The 14,922-nt window shown below is 54.1% G+C and carries 10 protein-coding genes; 5 read left to right on the forward strand and 5 right to left on the reverse strand.

Going from position 1 to position 14,922, the window contains the following annotated elements:
- Position 1: 1 nt before the first annotated feature.
- Both OLTU_RS22740 and OLTU_RS22745 read right to left on the reverse strand, forming a co-directional pair.
- Positions 2-718, reverse strand: coding sequence for a hypothetical protein (locus OLTU_RS22740; RefSeq protein WP_141735043.1), 717 nt, complete (start codon positions 716-718; stop codon positions 2-4).
- Positions 643-4,359 carry a CDP-archaeol synthase gene (locus tag OLTU_RS22745; protein ID WP_141735044.1) on the reverse strand — a complete coding sequence of 1,239 codons (3,717 nt, stop codon included), beginning with the start codon at positions 4,357-4,359 and terminating at the stop codon, positions 643-645. The genes OLTU_RS22740 and OLTU_RS22745 overlap by 76 nt, the downstream gene beginning before the upstream one ends.
- A gap of 12 nt (positions 4,360-4,371) precedes the next feature.
- Here OLTU_RS22745 and OLTU_RS22750 point away from each other — a divergent pair, with 12 nt between their 5' ends.
- Positions 4,372-5,382, forward strand: coding sequence for a fatty acid desaturase family protein (locus tag OLTU_RS22750; protein WP_141735045.1), 1,011 nt, complete (start codon positions 4,372-4,374; stop codon positions 5,380-5,382).
- On the opposite strand, the gene OLTU_RS22755 is transcribed toward OLTU_RS22750, so the two are convergent.
- Genes OLTU_RS22755 through OLTU_RS22765 form a run of 3 tightly spaced genes read right to left on the reverse strand, consistent with a single transcriptional unit; the run spans position 5,275 to position 8,371 of the window.
- Positions 5,275-6,366, reverse strand: a complete 1,092-nt coding sequence (locus tag OLTU_RS22755) for an iron-containing alcohol dehydrogenase (RefSeq protein WP_141735046.1) — start codon at positions 6,364-6,366, stop codon at positions 5,275-5,277. The two genes, OLTU_RS22750 and OLTU_RS22755, sit on opposite strands and share 108 nt — an antisense overlap.
- On the reverse strand, positions 6,333-7,403 hold the full coding sequence (gene aepY, locus OLTU_RS22760) for a phosphonopyruvate decarboxylase (RefSeq protein ID WP_141735047.1): 1,071 nt from the start codon (positions 7,401-7,403) through the stop codon (positions 6,333-6,335). Before aepY ends, OLTU_RS22755 begins: the two co-directional genes overlap by 34 nt.
- Entirely contained in the window at positions 7,403-8,371 is a 969-nt protein-coding gene (locus tag OLTU_RS22765) for an isocitrate lyase/phosphoenolpyruvate mutase family protein (protein WP_176736874.1), read from the reverse strand. The genes aepY and OLTU_RS22765 overlap by 1 nt, the downstream gene beginning before the upstream one ends.
- 134 nt (positions 8,372-8,505) lie before the next feature.
- Between OLTU_RS22765 and OLTU_RS22770 the strand changes: the two genes are divergently transcribed.
- From OLTU_RS22770 to OLTU_RS22785, 4 genes are all read left to right on the forward strand, one after another.
- Complete coding sequence (locus OLTU_RS22770; RefSeq protein ID WP_176736875.1) at positions 8,506-9,168, forward strand: RNA polymerase sigma factor; 663 nt, start codon at positions 8,506-8,508, stop codon at positions 9,166-9,168.
- 12 nt (positions 9,169-9,180) lie between these two features.
- Positions 9,181-9,783: a hypothetical protein gene (locus tag OLTU_RS22775; protein WP_141735050.1), complete on the forward strand. Its 603-nt coding sequence runs from the start codon at positions 9,181-9,183 to the stop codon at positions 9,781-9,783.
- Between the two features lie 81 nt (positions 9,784-9,864).
- The gene (locus OLTU_RS22780; RefSeq protein WP_141735051.1) at positions 9,865-11,493 is read left to right on the forward strand and encodes a caspase family protein; all 1,629 of its coding nucleotides are present in this window, start codon (positions 9,865-9,867) and stop codon (positions 11,491-11,493) included.
- Positions 11,493-14,864, forward strand: coding sequence for an Ig-like domain-containing protein (locus tag OLTU_RS22785; RefSeq protein WP_141735052.1), 3,372 nt, complete (start codon positions 11,493-11,495; stop codon positions 14,862-14,864). The genes OLTU_RS22780 and OLTU_RS22785 overlap by 1 nt, the downstream gene beginning before the upstream one ends.
- Positions 14,865-14,922 lie beyond the last annotated feature (58 nt).

The raw sequence follows: 14,922 nt of genomic DNA on the forward strand, positions 1-14,922 counted from the left end.
ATTAAAGTCGTTGGTTAAAGAGGCTGGTTGCGATCAACGCAGCGCTCACATGAGCCATTGCTGAAGTCATGAAGCGACGCGTTCGGGTCCTGTCCATGTTCGAATGGAGCCTGAGCAGACTAAGGCTGACACAGAAACTGGCTGCAGTGAACAGAGTCATGTTTTGCAGGTGGGTTAAGCCCAGAGGAGCGATGGCCAGGATTCCATAGTAAAAGCGAGCGGAATGGTTTTGAAAAGCGTCATGCCCCAATTCGAATGCCCCGGCGCTGGCTGCAACCAGAAAAACATGCAAAAGAATCTTGTGTGGATCAGCCATGGCCATATGATCAATCAACGCCACAAGACAACAGTATTTTGCGAAGGGCGGGAAGAAAGGCAATTGGAAAAGCAAAAACAGGAGATAGAGCCACCCGCTCCAGGGGCCGAAACGAAGGATCATAACGCTGTTCAGGAGCAGGAGCAAGCAACAGACTTGAATCGGAACAATCAGAGACGAGAGACCGGCAAGAGCGCGATCCGGATGCTGTCTGGCGTCCGTACGATGCGACCAAAGATCGTCACCTAGACGGCTTTGCAAAAGCAGGCTCAAAGTCCAAAGGCACAGCCAGGCAGGCTGAAATCCCAGGACCGGTCCGCTCAGCATCAACGCAAACGGCCCATAGTGCCGGAGAGGGAAGCGCTCGCTCCTCCAGCGACAAAGGACTCGGAGTTGGTCCATCGAATCATCCCTTTGAGACCGTCGACTTCGATTTCCATTCCATCCTGTAAATCTTCCGTAATGTCCCGCAGACCCACGACAGCAGGAATGCCCAGCTCACGGGCAACGATCGCACCATGGGAGAGCATGCCTCCTCGTTCCACCACCAATGCAGCAGCTCGTCCCATCGCCACGATCCACCCCGGATCGGTTTCCCGGGTCACCAGTATTTCCCCTGACTTCAGCTTGTGGCATTCTTCAGTGGAACGGAGAATACGGATACGTCCCTTCACAAATCCGCTGGAGGCTGGGAGCCCAAAACGCTGCTGCCACGCGCCCTGCCTATGCATATTCGCAGGCAAAGGTGAGGACACATCCTCCCAGGAAAACCAGCGGTGTCCGGCTCTACGGCCTATGCGTTCAGCGACTTTGCAGTCCTGATAGGCGAGATATTTCTGGCGTCGAAGGTCAATCGTTTGTCGCGTGAGGCTGAGGGAGTAGCTGCCTTCGTGCAGGAATTCCAGGAGTTCATCCAACGATAGAAAAAAGAGATCGTCCGCCCTTGAAATTAACCCTCGAGCCTGCAAAATACGCCCCGTTCCCAGCAAATTGGCTCGCAAAGCCCCATAAAGATGCGATTGAGCCAGGCGGCACCGCTCGCGGGCACGTACCGCAGCACGGGCCGGGCCGGCCGCCGCCAAAGCCAGGCAGGCCGGCACGAGCGTTCGCCACCCGCCGCTCTGAAAACTTTCTCGTAGGAGAGCCCGATAAGGTGCGATTGGTTTCGTCCGATCCGCTTGCGCAATGGGATTTCCGAGGAGCTTCAGCAGCATAAGGGGATCATCGAGGTAATTGGGTTCGGTCAGCATGAGTTCACCGGAGACGCGGGTACCCCAGCGTTCCAGCCACTGATTTACATGGAGACGAATCCGGGTATAATGTGATGAACGCGTGATATGCTCCCAGGCTTTTGACCATTCTCCATTCTTCAAAAGCTTATCCAGGTCTGGAAAACCAAGGCAAGCTGTCTGCAAATCCCGCAAATCGTCCAACTGCTGAGCACTGATTGCAGCGGACCCGGAAAGCAGCCGGCTGCTCCATCGCGGAACGGCATCCGGCGCTACAGAGCGGGCCAGCAGAGCGCGCAGGAAACCGGTATAAACCATGACGGCAGCATCACAGAGCGCCGCCTCTCCCCAGCCTGTGAACCGGACCCGACAGATATCTTTCAGCTGCTGGTGTCGTGCCGACAAGGGATCGCCGGGGAGATGGCTCGTCAAGGTTTGCTGCACTCGGCGTTGAAATCTTGCGGACAGCCAAGGAAAAACACTCAGAAAAAACGCAAACCGCAGAAGGAAACGCAGGAGAAAGAGACAGGATCGGGACTCTTTCGCTCGTGTTGGTAAATCGACCACGCCGATCCCGAGAAATTCATCCCAAAACCGTATGAGGCCATTGCTGAAAGGCAATTGTCCCAGGCACTCGCGAACAGCGGTCAAATTATAGTAGAGGTGCCCCTGATGAACGCCGAGGATATTCCTGAGTGCCGGTTCCGCAGCCTTGAGGATTCTCTTCGGCACGCCGGTCCACTCGCCAAGTTGCAAAAAATAGTGTTGATAGCCTTTGGCGGCGAATGAGAACAGAAAGGGTGTGACGGGCTTTGGATAATTCTCATTCATGTTGGCATTGGACAGAAGTTTAGCCAGACGGCCATCTCGAGTGACGGCTCGGACCTGCAAGAGAAAGAGTTCCCCGGCGTGATCAACGGCCCACTCCAAATCCACACTGCAGCCCCAGGATTTTTCCAATGCCATGCCCATTTGAAAAATCTTTTTCAAAACGTCATCGGGCAATACATTTCCCTGATGGATCTCATCCTTGGTTTGACCCGTGCGCCGACACAGATGCACGCGCGAGGGAATGACCCGTCCCTGCACCAGGTCCTCGCCCAGACCCTCGGTATATTCAATCAGGAAATCGGCCGCCTGCCCCTGCACAAATCGGCTGAAAGCAACCCCAGCAAACATTGCGGCGACCTGCTCCTGCAGGATCACCGCGCAGCCTTGAAGTTTTTGTGCCGTCAACACCTCATAGGCGGCGGCTCGTTTCTGTGAAGCGAATACCTGCCGAATGGCTTTCTTAAAATCGTCGGATGACTTCACATGGAGGATGCTATCCAATTGTCCGGCAAAAGAGTGGTCCTCTCCATCTTCACCGATCGCACTGCTGCGGACGACCCAGGTTTTGGTCGCAACCTGGCTTTGAAACCATTGATCAATGGCGCAGTCCAATCGCTCCGGGAAACTGCCTTCCCGTGGATCGTTCATTCGCTCCGCCACGGCAGCAGCCAGCACAAAACCGGGGGGCACCTGATGACAAACTCCGCTCCGCGCGAGTTGAGCAGCCTTTCCCCCGTATATTTGAGGGTCATGTGCTTGAGACAGAGGCACCAGGTGATCCAGGATCCAGTGTTCGATCCATCGATCCCTCAAAGCCTGGCCCGGATTTGCTGCCCCTTCCATGAGGCGAAACTGCAGGAGACCCGGTTTGATATCCCGCAGCCGACTGGCTCGGGGCAGGCAATTCGAGGCGCCACTGATCCAGGCGGATTCCCACTTGATATGTTGTGGCAGTCGCCGGAGGTTGCCGCGCCAGGGCAGTGGAAAACCAAGTTCAGAGCGCGTGCCTTCCGGAAAGATTACGACGAGACGTCCGCCGTCGACCGTGCGTTTAATCTCATTTTGAACCCAGCGCGCCGTCCGGAGACTGTTCGGCTTCCGAAGGCTCCCCTGACAGCGCAAGACCCAGGCGAGAAAAGGCAATCTGAAATACTTTTCGTTGGCCACAAAGAGCAGGGGTTTGGGAGCGATGGCAATCAGAAGCAGCTGATCCAGCCAGGAACTGTGATTGCAAAGGAGTATTCCCGTATCCGATGCCATGCGGCCCTTCACCTCGTACCGAATACCCAGAAACCAAAGACCGAGACGTGTGTATTTTTGTATCAGTTCATGATTGATGCGTGGGTGAATCCAGGCAATCGGCCAGACCAGGATGAGGCTCAAAGTCAGCAGGGCAAAGCTCACGTAGTAAAGCCATGCAGAATGAATGAGAGGCATTGGCCGACGCTGAAGGAAAAGCTGATTGAAAGTCCAGTGCAGCGCGGTTCCGCTCGGTAAAATAACAGCCACAAAAAGCGCATCAATTGGCAATAGGATGGATCCAAAGATCAGCGCGCCGATGATGGAATCGCTTTCATCCAAAACGTTAAAAAAAATTCGCTGCCATCGGTTCGCTGCTTTTTGCCCCTCACCAATCGACAGCTGCCTTTTCAAAAATGAGTTAGGCAATTCGCCGAGCATGTAGCCCCAACCAATCAGAAACCCTGCCCATGCCCAGACGGAAGGTGTGAGCTGCCACTCCTTCCAGGCTGGTGACAGCAGATGGCCGAAGATGCCGAAGATCAAAGTCGAAACCGGTATAATGAGGACAAATCCGCGGATGGTTTTATGATCGCCGAAAACCCGCGAGCCGAAAAGGTGAAGTCCTCCGTCGATGGGCAACTTCAGCCAGGAGCACGCCGGGCTCTTTAGCCAAAGGGTCTGACAGGTACCGATCATAAGAAAAAGAAATAAAACAGACCAGGCAGCGACAGCAGACATCATCAGGCCTCGACTTTGGAAAAGTGCCCTATCCTATCAGCGGGCCCTGGTACTGCCAATTCAAAACAACTTGAAGCGCTGGGTTTTTCTCTTATAGTGTGCAAGAAGTATTTCTCTCATCAGGAAAAACTATTGCGTCCCAATTGGCAGGCAGCAACATTCCATATCGCTTTTGCGCTAGCTTTAAGCGCAGCGTCTCTGTACGGCATCGCATCTCAGTCTGTCCTGGGCCAGGCACTTGGCGTGTTTCTGGGTGCTTTTGCTCAGTTGCTCTGGTTTGTCCTCTTGCATGAATGCGGCCATCGCACCCTTTTTCCCAAACAAGCCGCGAATGATCTGTTCGGGCACTTCGCAGGTTTTGCGGCTATTATTCCTTACTCCTTATGGAAGGATGTGCATGCACGTCATCATCTTTGGGCTGGATGGAAGGACCTCGATCCCACGACACGAACGGTTGCACAGGCCGCACCTTCAGGCTGCAAGAAAAGTCTAATCAATGGCTTTTGGTACCTGCGAATTCCGGTTTTCGGACTGGTCTATCGCTTATCCAACTTTTGGAATCCAGGGATGTGTCGACGCGGCAAACGACAGGGTCTGATCAGCATCGCTCTCACGATACTACCCTGGATCGTCATTTTCGAGTTGTTCTGGCCCCAACGCATGGCCTTACTTTTAACCCATGGGTTGTTTCTGGTCCTATTTGAAACCATCATGCTCAGTCAGCATACTCATATACCTCAGTCGCGAGCATGCGGCAGGAAAGTGCTGCCTTATCGCAGTACGGAGCAGGTCAAAGTCACCCGCTCGTTGAACTTTCCTCAACCTTTTGCGCTTTGGTTTTTACTGAATTTCAATGAGCACGAAAAGCACCATGAATTCCCCAATATCCCAGGGTACTACCTGCATCGGGTTGCAGGTTCAGGGACACGCAGGGTTCATTGGTTCCGCTGGTGGCGTGATTCTCATGCCGTCCCCGGCGCCACCCTCCTGTTTGATGACGAAAGCCGAACAGGCATTTACATCTAAATCCATCGCCGTCTGACCATCCAACTGGTTAATGAGAGAAGGACTCAAAACCATGGGAAAATTCGCAAGACGGTCGGGGCAAGGTGCTTGAACCCGCCCTGAACGAATCGCTTGAGACAAACGCCAGCGGACATCGGCAGGGATGAGGAATTGGATCACGTGCAGAAGGTGATCATGCACTTCGGCTGGATTTCGAGCGCCCATTGCCCTTGCCTGAATCCATAATGATCGCTGGCCTGGTGCCCTGTCTCGACAGAATGAATGCAGAGACGGCAGCGCCGCTGCCGCCGCAAAACCATGAGGAATGCTCCATTTTTGTGTCCATTCATAGGATAGCGCATGGGCGGCTGTGGTCTTAGTCAAGGAAATCGCCTGACCGCCAAGACGTCCCATGTTTTGCAACGCACGGAAGTGCTCATCCGTTCGACTCCCCCAGTTATGAAGGATTTTCATTCCAATGCGCATGCCAGCGGTCGCAAGCTCGACGGATTCCGGAGTGGCATTGCGGGCCCAAAGGGACTCAAAACAATGCGCGAATGCATCACAGAATCCGGCTCGAACCTCCAGGTCTGGCAATGTGCACAGAAGTTCAGGGCGATAGTGGACGCGGACCATTGTGGAGGCAGGTAATAAAACCGACTGCTTGCGGCCCTCGATGTCGTATACCGTTGCAAAGCGAGTGACTTCCGAGCCGGTACCAAATGTAGTTGGAATCAGATCCACATATGTTGGCCACTCCGCTGCCTGCAGACTTAAGAGCGCTTTGGCTGCATCCATGACCGTTCCACCTCCGACGGCCATCACAAAGTGGAGAGGCGCGAGTGAGGACCTGATCTCATGAATAAGACCTAGAGGTAGCGCGCGTTCATTCACCCGAATGCTGCGTATCCCGGGTGGAATATCAAGGTTCGGAGGCGCACCGCGACTTCCGGTCAGCAGCACGCAAGGCTTCATGACAGCTGCGCCTGGAATTGTGTCAGCCATTCCTTGGGTGTTCCAGTCGGTCGAGGCAGATCTTTCAAGGTGCCTGAGGGGATCCTGACTTCCACCAGAATAGGCCCGCGACTGGCGAACAGCTCAGGCAGAATATCCGCAAAGTCTTTTAAGTCCTGAATGGTTTCCACGCGACGATAGCCTAACTTTTTCCCAAGATCTGCCAGGGATTCCGGCAACGCTGTCAAGGGCTGGGAACCGGTTGATTCATGCACAGCATTACGAAAGATGATATGGAGAAATAGAGGAGGCTGCCTTGCGCCTATGCTGGCCGCGTTGCCGAGATGCATGAGGAATGCGCCGTCGCCGTCCAATATACAGGTCCACCGCTCGGGCTGAAAGCTGGCGAAGCCAAGCCCGATTGCACTGACAAATCCCATGCCTCCGACACTGTAAAAACAGGCGTGTGAGAGGCTTTTGTTTTGCAGCACCCAGAGTTCGCGCGCAGTGAAACCCGTTGTGGCAAAAAGTGCCGCTTGTCGGGGAGCCGCCCGCAGAAACGCCTCGAGGTAAGAGATGCGCAGGGTCCCGAGGGATTCACTTTTCTTTTTGGTTTCAGTCAACGTATGCGGCTCGATGAGGAGCGCATGAATACCCGCATACTCCAGACAGGAATCCAGCTCGCCCTCGCTGCGAACCACTGTGCTTGTGATTCCACACGCTTTAAGTATGTCTTGAGTGGCCTGTCCCATTGTATTGTGCTGGGGCTCATCATGAAAACCAGGCGCCCCGCGCCAACCGATGAGGAGAAGGATGGGAATATCATAAACATCAGGATGAGCCATGCTCATAAGCGGATTGATGAGATTGCCGAGTCCGGAGTTCTGGAGGAAGACCACAGGTTTCTTCCCAGTCGCCAGATAGTAGCCGATGGCCAGGGAAAGGGCTTCGCCCTCTTGAGTTGCTATGTTGAACTGCGGATTGGCGGCGGCACAGCTTATCCAGCCACCCAGAAGGGAATCGGGCACACCTACGAAATATTCGTAGCCGGCAGCAAGGAGCTTCTGGTGAAAGCGCAAACCATCCATCAGTTCAATCCAAACTGTGGCATGGTATTGGGCAAAGAAACCGATTCCGTCCGCCAGGTTCGTTTCTGAGGAACCAGGGTGAAAAGCCGTTGGATACTGGCGATGTCCGATTCACATTCCCAACTGCGGTCTGCATTCAGCAAACTACGACAGACCGATTCCATCGCGGCTATGGAAGCCCGCAGCAAATGATTGGCAAAAATGGTGATATGGAAGCCAGCCGCGAACATCTGCTGCGCGGTAAACTGTGGATACGCTGTGGGGATGCATGCGAACCACACGGGATGCTTCCAGGATCGGGTAAAATTTTGCAAGCCTTGAATAAAACTCAACACCTCCTGACCGCTGGGATCGACAGATTGAATCACGATGCCATCGGCGCCGGCACGGATGTAGGATTCAGCGCGAAAAAGGGCTTCGTCCATACCCTGTTTGGCAATTAAAGTTTCGGTGCGCGCCCAGATCATGAATTCAGGACTAATTTTTTCAGCCTGCGCGATACGGATTTTTTCGCTGAACTGGTCGCAGTCACAGAGTTGCTGATCGGCCTCTTTGATAAGACTATTTTTCTTGGGAAAAACCTTGTCTTCGACGACGCAACCCGATACCCCGATCTGCTCCAGCATATGGATGAAATCGACGAAACTGGACGTTTCCCCGCCGGTATCGGCATCCACCAGCATCGGCAGGTGAGTGGTTCGCGTCAGCTCCGATACACCTTGAGCTCGTTTCGGATAACCCAGAATTTCAGTATCCGGGAGGCCGGCCAGGGATGAATCCGCCAGGGAACTGATCCAGAGTCCATCGAATCGGAGGGCTTCGCCTGGATCACCGGCGCCTTTGGCAAGGCTGACGATCCTTGCGGCCAGAGGACTGTGAGCTTCCACCAAACGCAGTGTCCTTTTCCTCTTCAGACTCTCCAAAAGCATCGGCCGCCGAATCTCAGGAAGCACAGGGTATCCGATCATGCTGTTTCCTTCCGTGGAACGCGCAGAACACGTTGAATTCCTGGTCAATTGTCGGGGCATGCTAACAAAACTATTTGGACACGATCAACTTGCCTCTTTAGCATCCAGAGGACTCATGCAGGTAAATGTGGCATATGCCAAAGTCAAACATCATCGGTCGCCGGACCGCCAAAGGCTGGTGCTGCATCGCTTTCCGTTGGTATTCAGCGCCAAGTCATGGAAGAATGGGCTTTCAAACCGAAGCTGCCAGGCGCCAACCTCCCATCATGCGGGTTTTTGTGGAAATGACCAAACACCAACGTTTCCAAAAAATTTATACAAACAATTTCAAAGTCACGCGTCATGTTCTGAAGAAATTCCGCCTGACTGAAAAGGACGTGGAAGACCTTCAGCATGATGTGTTCATGAATTTTTATAAATGCATGGATCAGATCCCCGAAAACCAGGAACGGTCTTTTTTAATCGTTGCGGCCCGCAACGCCGGCATTGACTTCGTTCGCAAAAAAAATCGGCAGAAGACCGATCCGGATACCTTTGAAGTTCGCGAACCGTCACAATCCATGTGGGCATCCGATCCGGAGCGGGATATCCAGCTGCAGGTGGTGAGTCAGTTCCTCGATGAAATCGCCAAGGAACCGGGCGGAGAAACGTTTTGTCTTTACTATCGAGAGGGTTTGACTCTGAAAGAGATCGCCGAACGGTTGCAGGAGCCGACGGGAACCATCGCAGCGCGGGTCTCGCGCTTCAGAGACAAATTCAAGCAGCGTTTGCAAAAGAAGCTGGAACCCTATCTTTGAGGCTTGAAACGCGTGACAGACCAGAAAACACCGGATTTACCAAAAGATCTGATTAACGACGCAGAGTTTGTCGCATTGATCGAACAGGAAATGCGGGAACAGAATGCGGACATTTCAGACGATGAGCTGCAAAAGAAGCGCCTTTGGCAAAGACTCGAAGCTGATATAGGCTCGACCGCAAGCCCGGTCAAGAAACATCGCTATTGGCCCTGGGCGCTGGCCGCAGCTCTCCTGCTCGGCCTCGTGCCATGGCTTCAGAATCAGCGCCAACAGGATCAATGGAAAGGTGGAGAATCAAAGCCTGGTTTGCCTGCAAATGCCTTGACCCTGACACGGGACGCCAATCAAATCAAAGCCAGCCTGAGCGAAACCGCCAGCGAATATAGGTTCCTGGCCCTGGTCTGGGCGACCGAGCCTTTTCATGTGCTCTGGCAAGGCCCGACTCCGACCGGGATCTGGACCTTTGAACTCAACGAATCCCGTCAAGGCCGCGTCTGTGCGATCCTTGCTGACGATGAGGCCCAGCTCACGCAAAAAATAAATATAATTCGTGAGTTGAAGGAAGTCCCGGTGGATGCGCCTTGCAGTGAGGTCACACCTCCATCATTTGAGTAAGGCGTTTTATCCAAATTAAGTCTGGACCTCGCAGAGCATGCTGTTTATAAGGGGGGTGCATCAAACCTCGGCGAGATTTCCATGAACTTCGGCCTCCTCAAAACCCTGGTATTCCTGATCCTGCTCGGCTTCCAAAATCCTCTTTGGGCCGCGCGACGGCTCTATCTTACGATTGGTATCGACCAATACAAGGATTCCTACTGGAGCCAGTTGAAATACGCGAGCAAAGACGCTCAGGACTTCGCCAAGGCTCTCGATGCCACCTTTGATGGTGGCGTGGTCCTCACATCGCAGAGTGAAAAAGATCGCTGGGTCACCCGTGATGATGTCATCCAATCCATGAATCAACTGGAAAAGGAAAACTTTTCAGAGGACGACGTCGTTGTTATCTATCTCTCCGCGCATGGCACCATCGGCAAAACCATCCGGGATGGTCGGACCATTTTGGAAAAAGTGATGGTGACAGCGGAAACGGACTCCGAAGCCCCCACATTTTCCGGTGTGTCCCACACACAGCTGCTCGAAATCTTCCAGCGGTTGAAATCCCGGCGTAAGGTTTTGATTCTCGACACCTGCTATTCAGGGGGCGGCAAGTCCAGACTCAATCAGAAAATCCTGGACCTTCTGGCTCGACAGAAGGGGGCCTGGGACGACAACGTGTTCGGCAGCCCTGTCGAAGGCTCCATTATTCTTTCGGCCAGCGCCTGGGGAGAAGAGGCCATCGAATCGGCCCGCCATCAGAATAGTCTTTATACTTATCACCTCATCCAGGGCTTTCAACACGATCTGAATCAGGATGGAGCCATTTCCATCACCGAAGCGCACAGCTATGCAAGCCGTCAGGTGATGGAGGAAAGCCAGGGCCGGCAGCACCCCAGCGCCCGGATTGAAGTGGTCGGCAGTGATCCTATTGTGGTACGCGGAGAGAAGAAGAAAGGCAATCCTCTGCTGTTTGCCTATGAAAAGATGATGCGCAAACTCAAAGTGGAACTGAATGGACAAGAGCTGGCCGATCTGAAGAAAGGTGGAGCCTCGGTTCCGCCGGGATCCTATCGCCTTTCCATTCGTGACCTTAACGATCAGCTCCTCCTCGTCAAGACCATCCGGCTGGAGGAAGGCCGCGAGTATTCGCTCGCACGTTTCCTCGAATATAAACCCGAGCAGGCTCTGCGTATCGGCCCGGCCCAACTCTGGCTGCATGATGCAGGCCTAAAGCAAAAGTTGGGTGACAAGCCGCTCCTCGGTTATCAGCTCGGCTGGTCCTACGATCACATCCTGGGCCCCTGGGCTGGCGAGTTATCGCTGTTTCACGCTCAGAAAAGCGATGGGATAGATTCAGAGGGCACACGGGTCCCTCAAACTCTGCGCTGGACCCAAGTGACCGCTCAGCTTGCTCAGACATGGACGGGAGCGGATCTCCGTGTATCGGGTATCAAACGTGATCCTGATTATTATGTGAGTATCGGTGGAGGCCTTGGCCTTCTTTATTTGGAGCGGCATGTGGAAGACGCGTCCTATCTCGACAACGATCAGACTCTGCTGCGCCCCTTCCTGGGTTTAACAAGTGAAATCGGCTGGGAAGACATCGACCGCAACCTGAAATTCGGCCTCAAAGTCGATACGGAATGGATAAGAAATCCGTCGGAATCCGGCTATCCCCGGGTGTGGCACTGGTCCAAAATAGCAACCATGATCGCATGGACTTTCTAATGATGAAACATTTCCATGGCCTGACACTTGCTTTTGTCGTTTTGCCAGCTCTTATGAGTTGCTCGGGTTCGCTTCAGGATCGGATCGATACCAACCGGCGACTCTGTGGTCCGAGCCAGCATGAAGCTTTCCCCATCCATAAGCCGAATGGTGAGCGCTATACGGAAGCGGATCGCTCCCAGCTCACGCTTCGAACGCTGACAGGTCACGACCGTTCCGAAGCGATCACCGAGCGCGCGTGTCTGGATCTGCCTGAAGGTGAAGACTATCTCCTCGTGGACAATCAGGAGCGAACCTTTCGGATCGTTTCCGCGCGACTGGCCTTGAATCAGGACTTACGACTTCAAGCATGGACTCTCCCCACATTTGCCTGGGAATGTCCCGTCGATGGCAGAAAAATGCGCCGCGGCAGTGAACTGCCTATGACGATCGCAGCTGACTTTGCCATGAAGGGACAGAGTTTGCATTTGGCCATCCAGGCTTTGGATCGTGAGTGGAATCGTTTGGATTCCTGGATCGAACCTGGTCTGGGATTGACCGATGTTTCCCCCTATCATACGGAATGGGATAACGGCGAGTACCTTGTCACCCCCGTCCTGACCAATCCCTTTGGTGAAAAGGAAAACCTGGCCAGCGGCTGCCGCGTCTCCATGTTCACCGGAACACCGAGATTGGACGTGAGTTTGGATGAAGAAGGTCAGGTCTCGATCGACGGCACCGATCGCCTCCCGATCCAGACCGATCCCGATGTTGAAGCCTACTATTGTCTGGCTGCACCGGATGATACTCAGGGCTGCCAGAATCCAGCGCAATTTCGCAGTCTCAATCAATGGCAGGGGTTCAACCAGGGCGGACACTATACACTGTATCTGCGCGCCACGGACGCTCATGGGAACACTGTCGAGCGGCAACCCTTATCACTGGTCGTGGACCACAGCCCGCCGGACATTCACTTGCGCTGGACGCAAACCCACCGCAATCGCCTAGGGCACGTCGAACGCCTGCCCTTCTCTTATTATGAGGCCAGCGCCCAGCTTGCGGATGATGTCAGCCCCCATGAAACTCTGACCGCGAATCTGCAGTGCCGCGTGCGCATGCAAATCGATTCGGTAACGATGGTAGCGGGAAGTTTTGCCATCTGTGATGAAGCCCGGTGCCAGGGGCAAAGGCTGGAAGACTGGACGCCCTGTAGCCCGGATATCGCGTTCCGCCTGGATGAATCGTTTTGGAAAACATTTCCAGCAGCCAAGGAAATTATTCTGGAAGTCCGCACGATGGACAAACGCAGCAAAGTTTCCACCGATTCCGCCATGGTCATGATCGACCCAAGCCTCTATCCACAGTTTACGGCTGATCAATGGGAGGGGCAGGCTCTGGATGGTATCCGGGATATCGACCGCCTGGCTCCCCATCACTACTGGCTCCTGCGCACGACCAGTGCAGCCCGGCAAATCATGACGGGCACCTTTGGACAGTGGACCCTTGTTGATTATCCGTCCGCCTTGCAGCCCCAGGCTTTGCATCACTCGGAAGGTCGTTTCTTTGGTGTGTTTCAAGTGCCAGCGGATCGAAAAACCCAGCTTTGGGAATGGTTGCCGGCCGAAAATCGCTGGCAACAGCCCCTGGGCACCGAAGATCTGGCGATGACCGACGCCGGTGTGATCGCGGATCGCTTCAACCCGGATGTTTTGTGGGCAGCCGGTCTGAAGGCTGATGAGGCTTTCCTTCGAATTCTGCCGAACGGCGAACGCCAGGCATTTCCGTGTCCTGTCTGGAACAATCCTGAGGCGATCGAGTACCCGAAAATTCTGGTGCAATCCGATAAGCTGCTGACGCTTCTATCATACGATCGCTACTATACCCTGGATCCCGCGACTGGCGACTGTCAGCTGACTGCATTTCCGGAGTATCAGGGACCGGCTGGCAAATTCCGCTCCCGTGAACTGTATCGTGATCAACTCAATCGCGTATGGACCACTGGGAAAAATCAGATCGACGTTCTGGAAAATGGTGTCTGGCGCCAGGTGGACATTTCTCACCAGGGTTTACATCCCCAGGCGGGTTTTACCAGCGGCGCTTATCAGTTTGAAGACGGAAGCTACGTCTTCCTAAAGTCCGGGGATCTTATCTTTGTTCCGGATCTTGCCTCGCTTGAGAAAATTGTTTTCAACCCATTCAATACCGTAATATTGAAGGGTCCGGCACCGAACAGCCGGGGCGGGAGCTATGGCTTTTCCGAAGTGACAGCTTTCTTCGATGAAGGATCATCGCTCTTAAGTGTCAAAGGAGGAGTGCTCACCCAAACGAGCGCGCGGCCACGCGACTTTTATATGCCGCGGCAGTTGTCAGGCGGATCGACCAACCTGTTTCGTATGGAAGGCGGCGTCTTGCATCTCGGTCTGGTCTGGTCTGGTTTGATCACCTTGTCCGAAAAAGCCATGCAGCGGCACGATGAATCCAGCGGCATGCCCATTAACACGGCATCGGCTGCACTCTTCGAGGAGGGCCGCCTCGTCAGCATCTTTGGGACGTCCCAGTGGGAAGACTCCAGCCTCGTGCGAAAAATTGATGTTGACGGCTTTTCCTATAAAAAAGACCCGCTTTTTGAAAGCCTTGATCTACGAGTCGCGATCTCCTATTTCCGGTCGGCGCAGCGTGATGCCGGGAACCGTCTTTGGTTTTCGATGGTGGATTCCGGGGCATACCGCAAGCCTGGTGGGAATTTCTTTATTCAGGATAATAAACTCACCAAAATTCAGAGCTGCTCCCCGCTTGCCGATGACGCAAGTGGAATGACCTGTGCGGAAGAGTTTATCACTCTGGCCAATGGAGAAGTCTTCTGGCGCGATAATCGCAAGGTCATCCATGATTCCTATGGCCTCTACGATCTTTATTCCTGGAGCGAGAAGAACGGCCTGGCGACAGCCACCGGAGCCGGGCAAACCTTCCAAAAAATTTATGATGCCACCGAATATCAGGGTGAACTTTGGGTCGCTGGGATCGATCAGGAGGAGCGCGGCATTCTCGGTGTTTATCGAAACCAGACATGGGAAACGGAACGTCTTCCTGATCAGGGCCACACGCATTGTGCACGGCTCGGCTTCAACCGTAAGGGCGAGCTTTACTGCTTCGGCCGCTCGTCCGGAGTGCTGGTCAAACGCGGGGCTGACTGGACTCACTATGAGACGCCGGATTGGAGTCTCCCCGGTCCAGGATTAAGTTCTGGCCACAACGGATTTATCAACGGCTATCGTCGCTACGCCTACTTCGAAGATGGTCTGGCCTGGATCAGCCGCAGGGCCGGGGAACTGGCACTCTATGACGTCGAGCCAACCCCTGGCTGGGACCGCTGGTGGCTGTCAACACCATGAATCGCTTCACCCCATAAATTTCTGCAAAACATTTCCCACGTCGGCGTCCTTCCCCCTC

The organism is Oligoflexus tunisiensis, from assembly GCF_001748245.1.
Lineage (GTDB): Bacteria > Bdellovibrionota_B > Oligoflexia > Oligoflexales > Oligoflexaceae > Oligoflexus > Oligoflexus tunisiensis.

Coding starts and splice junctions, on each gene's coding strand:
- aepY (WP_141735047.1), bottom strand. CDS start 7,403: ATGGATGGTTTGCGCTTTCACCAGAAGCTCCTTGCTGCCGGCTACGAA.
- OLTU_RS22755 (WP_141735046.1), bottom strand. CDS start 6,366: ATGGCTGACACAATTCCAGGCGCAGCTGTCATGAAGCCTTGCGTGCTG.
- OLTU_RS22745 (WP_141735044.1), bottom strand. CDS start 4,359: ATGATGTCTGCTGTCGCTGCCTGGTCTGTTTTATTTCTTTTTCTTATG.
- OLTU_RS22765 (WP_176736874.1), bottom strand. CDS start 8,371: ATGATCGGATACCCTGTGCTTCCTGAGATTCGGCGGCCGATGCTTTTG.
- OLTU_RS22740 (WP_141735043.1), bottom strand. CDS start 718: ATGGACCAACTCCGAGTCCTTTGTCGCTGGAGGAGCGAGCGCTTCCCT.
- OLTU_RS22770 (WP_176736875.1), top strand. CDS start 8,506: ATGCCAAAGTCAAACATCATCGGTCGCCGGACCGCCAAAGGCTGGTGC.
- OLTU_RS22785 (WP_141735052.1), top strand. CDS start 11,493: ATGATGAAACATTTCCATGGCCTGACACTTGCTTTTGTCGTTTTGCCA.
- OLTU_RS22780 (WP_141735051.1), top strand. CDS start 9,865: ATGAACTTCGGCCTCCTCAAAACCCTGGTATTCCTGATCCTGCTCGGC.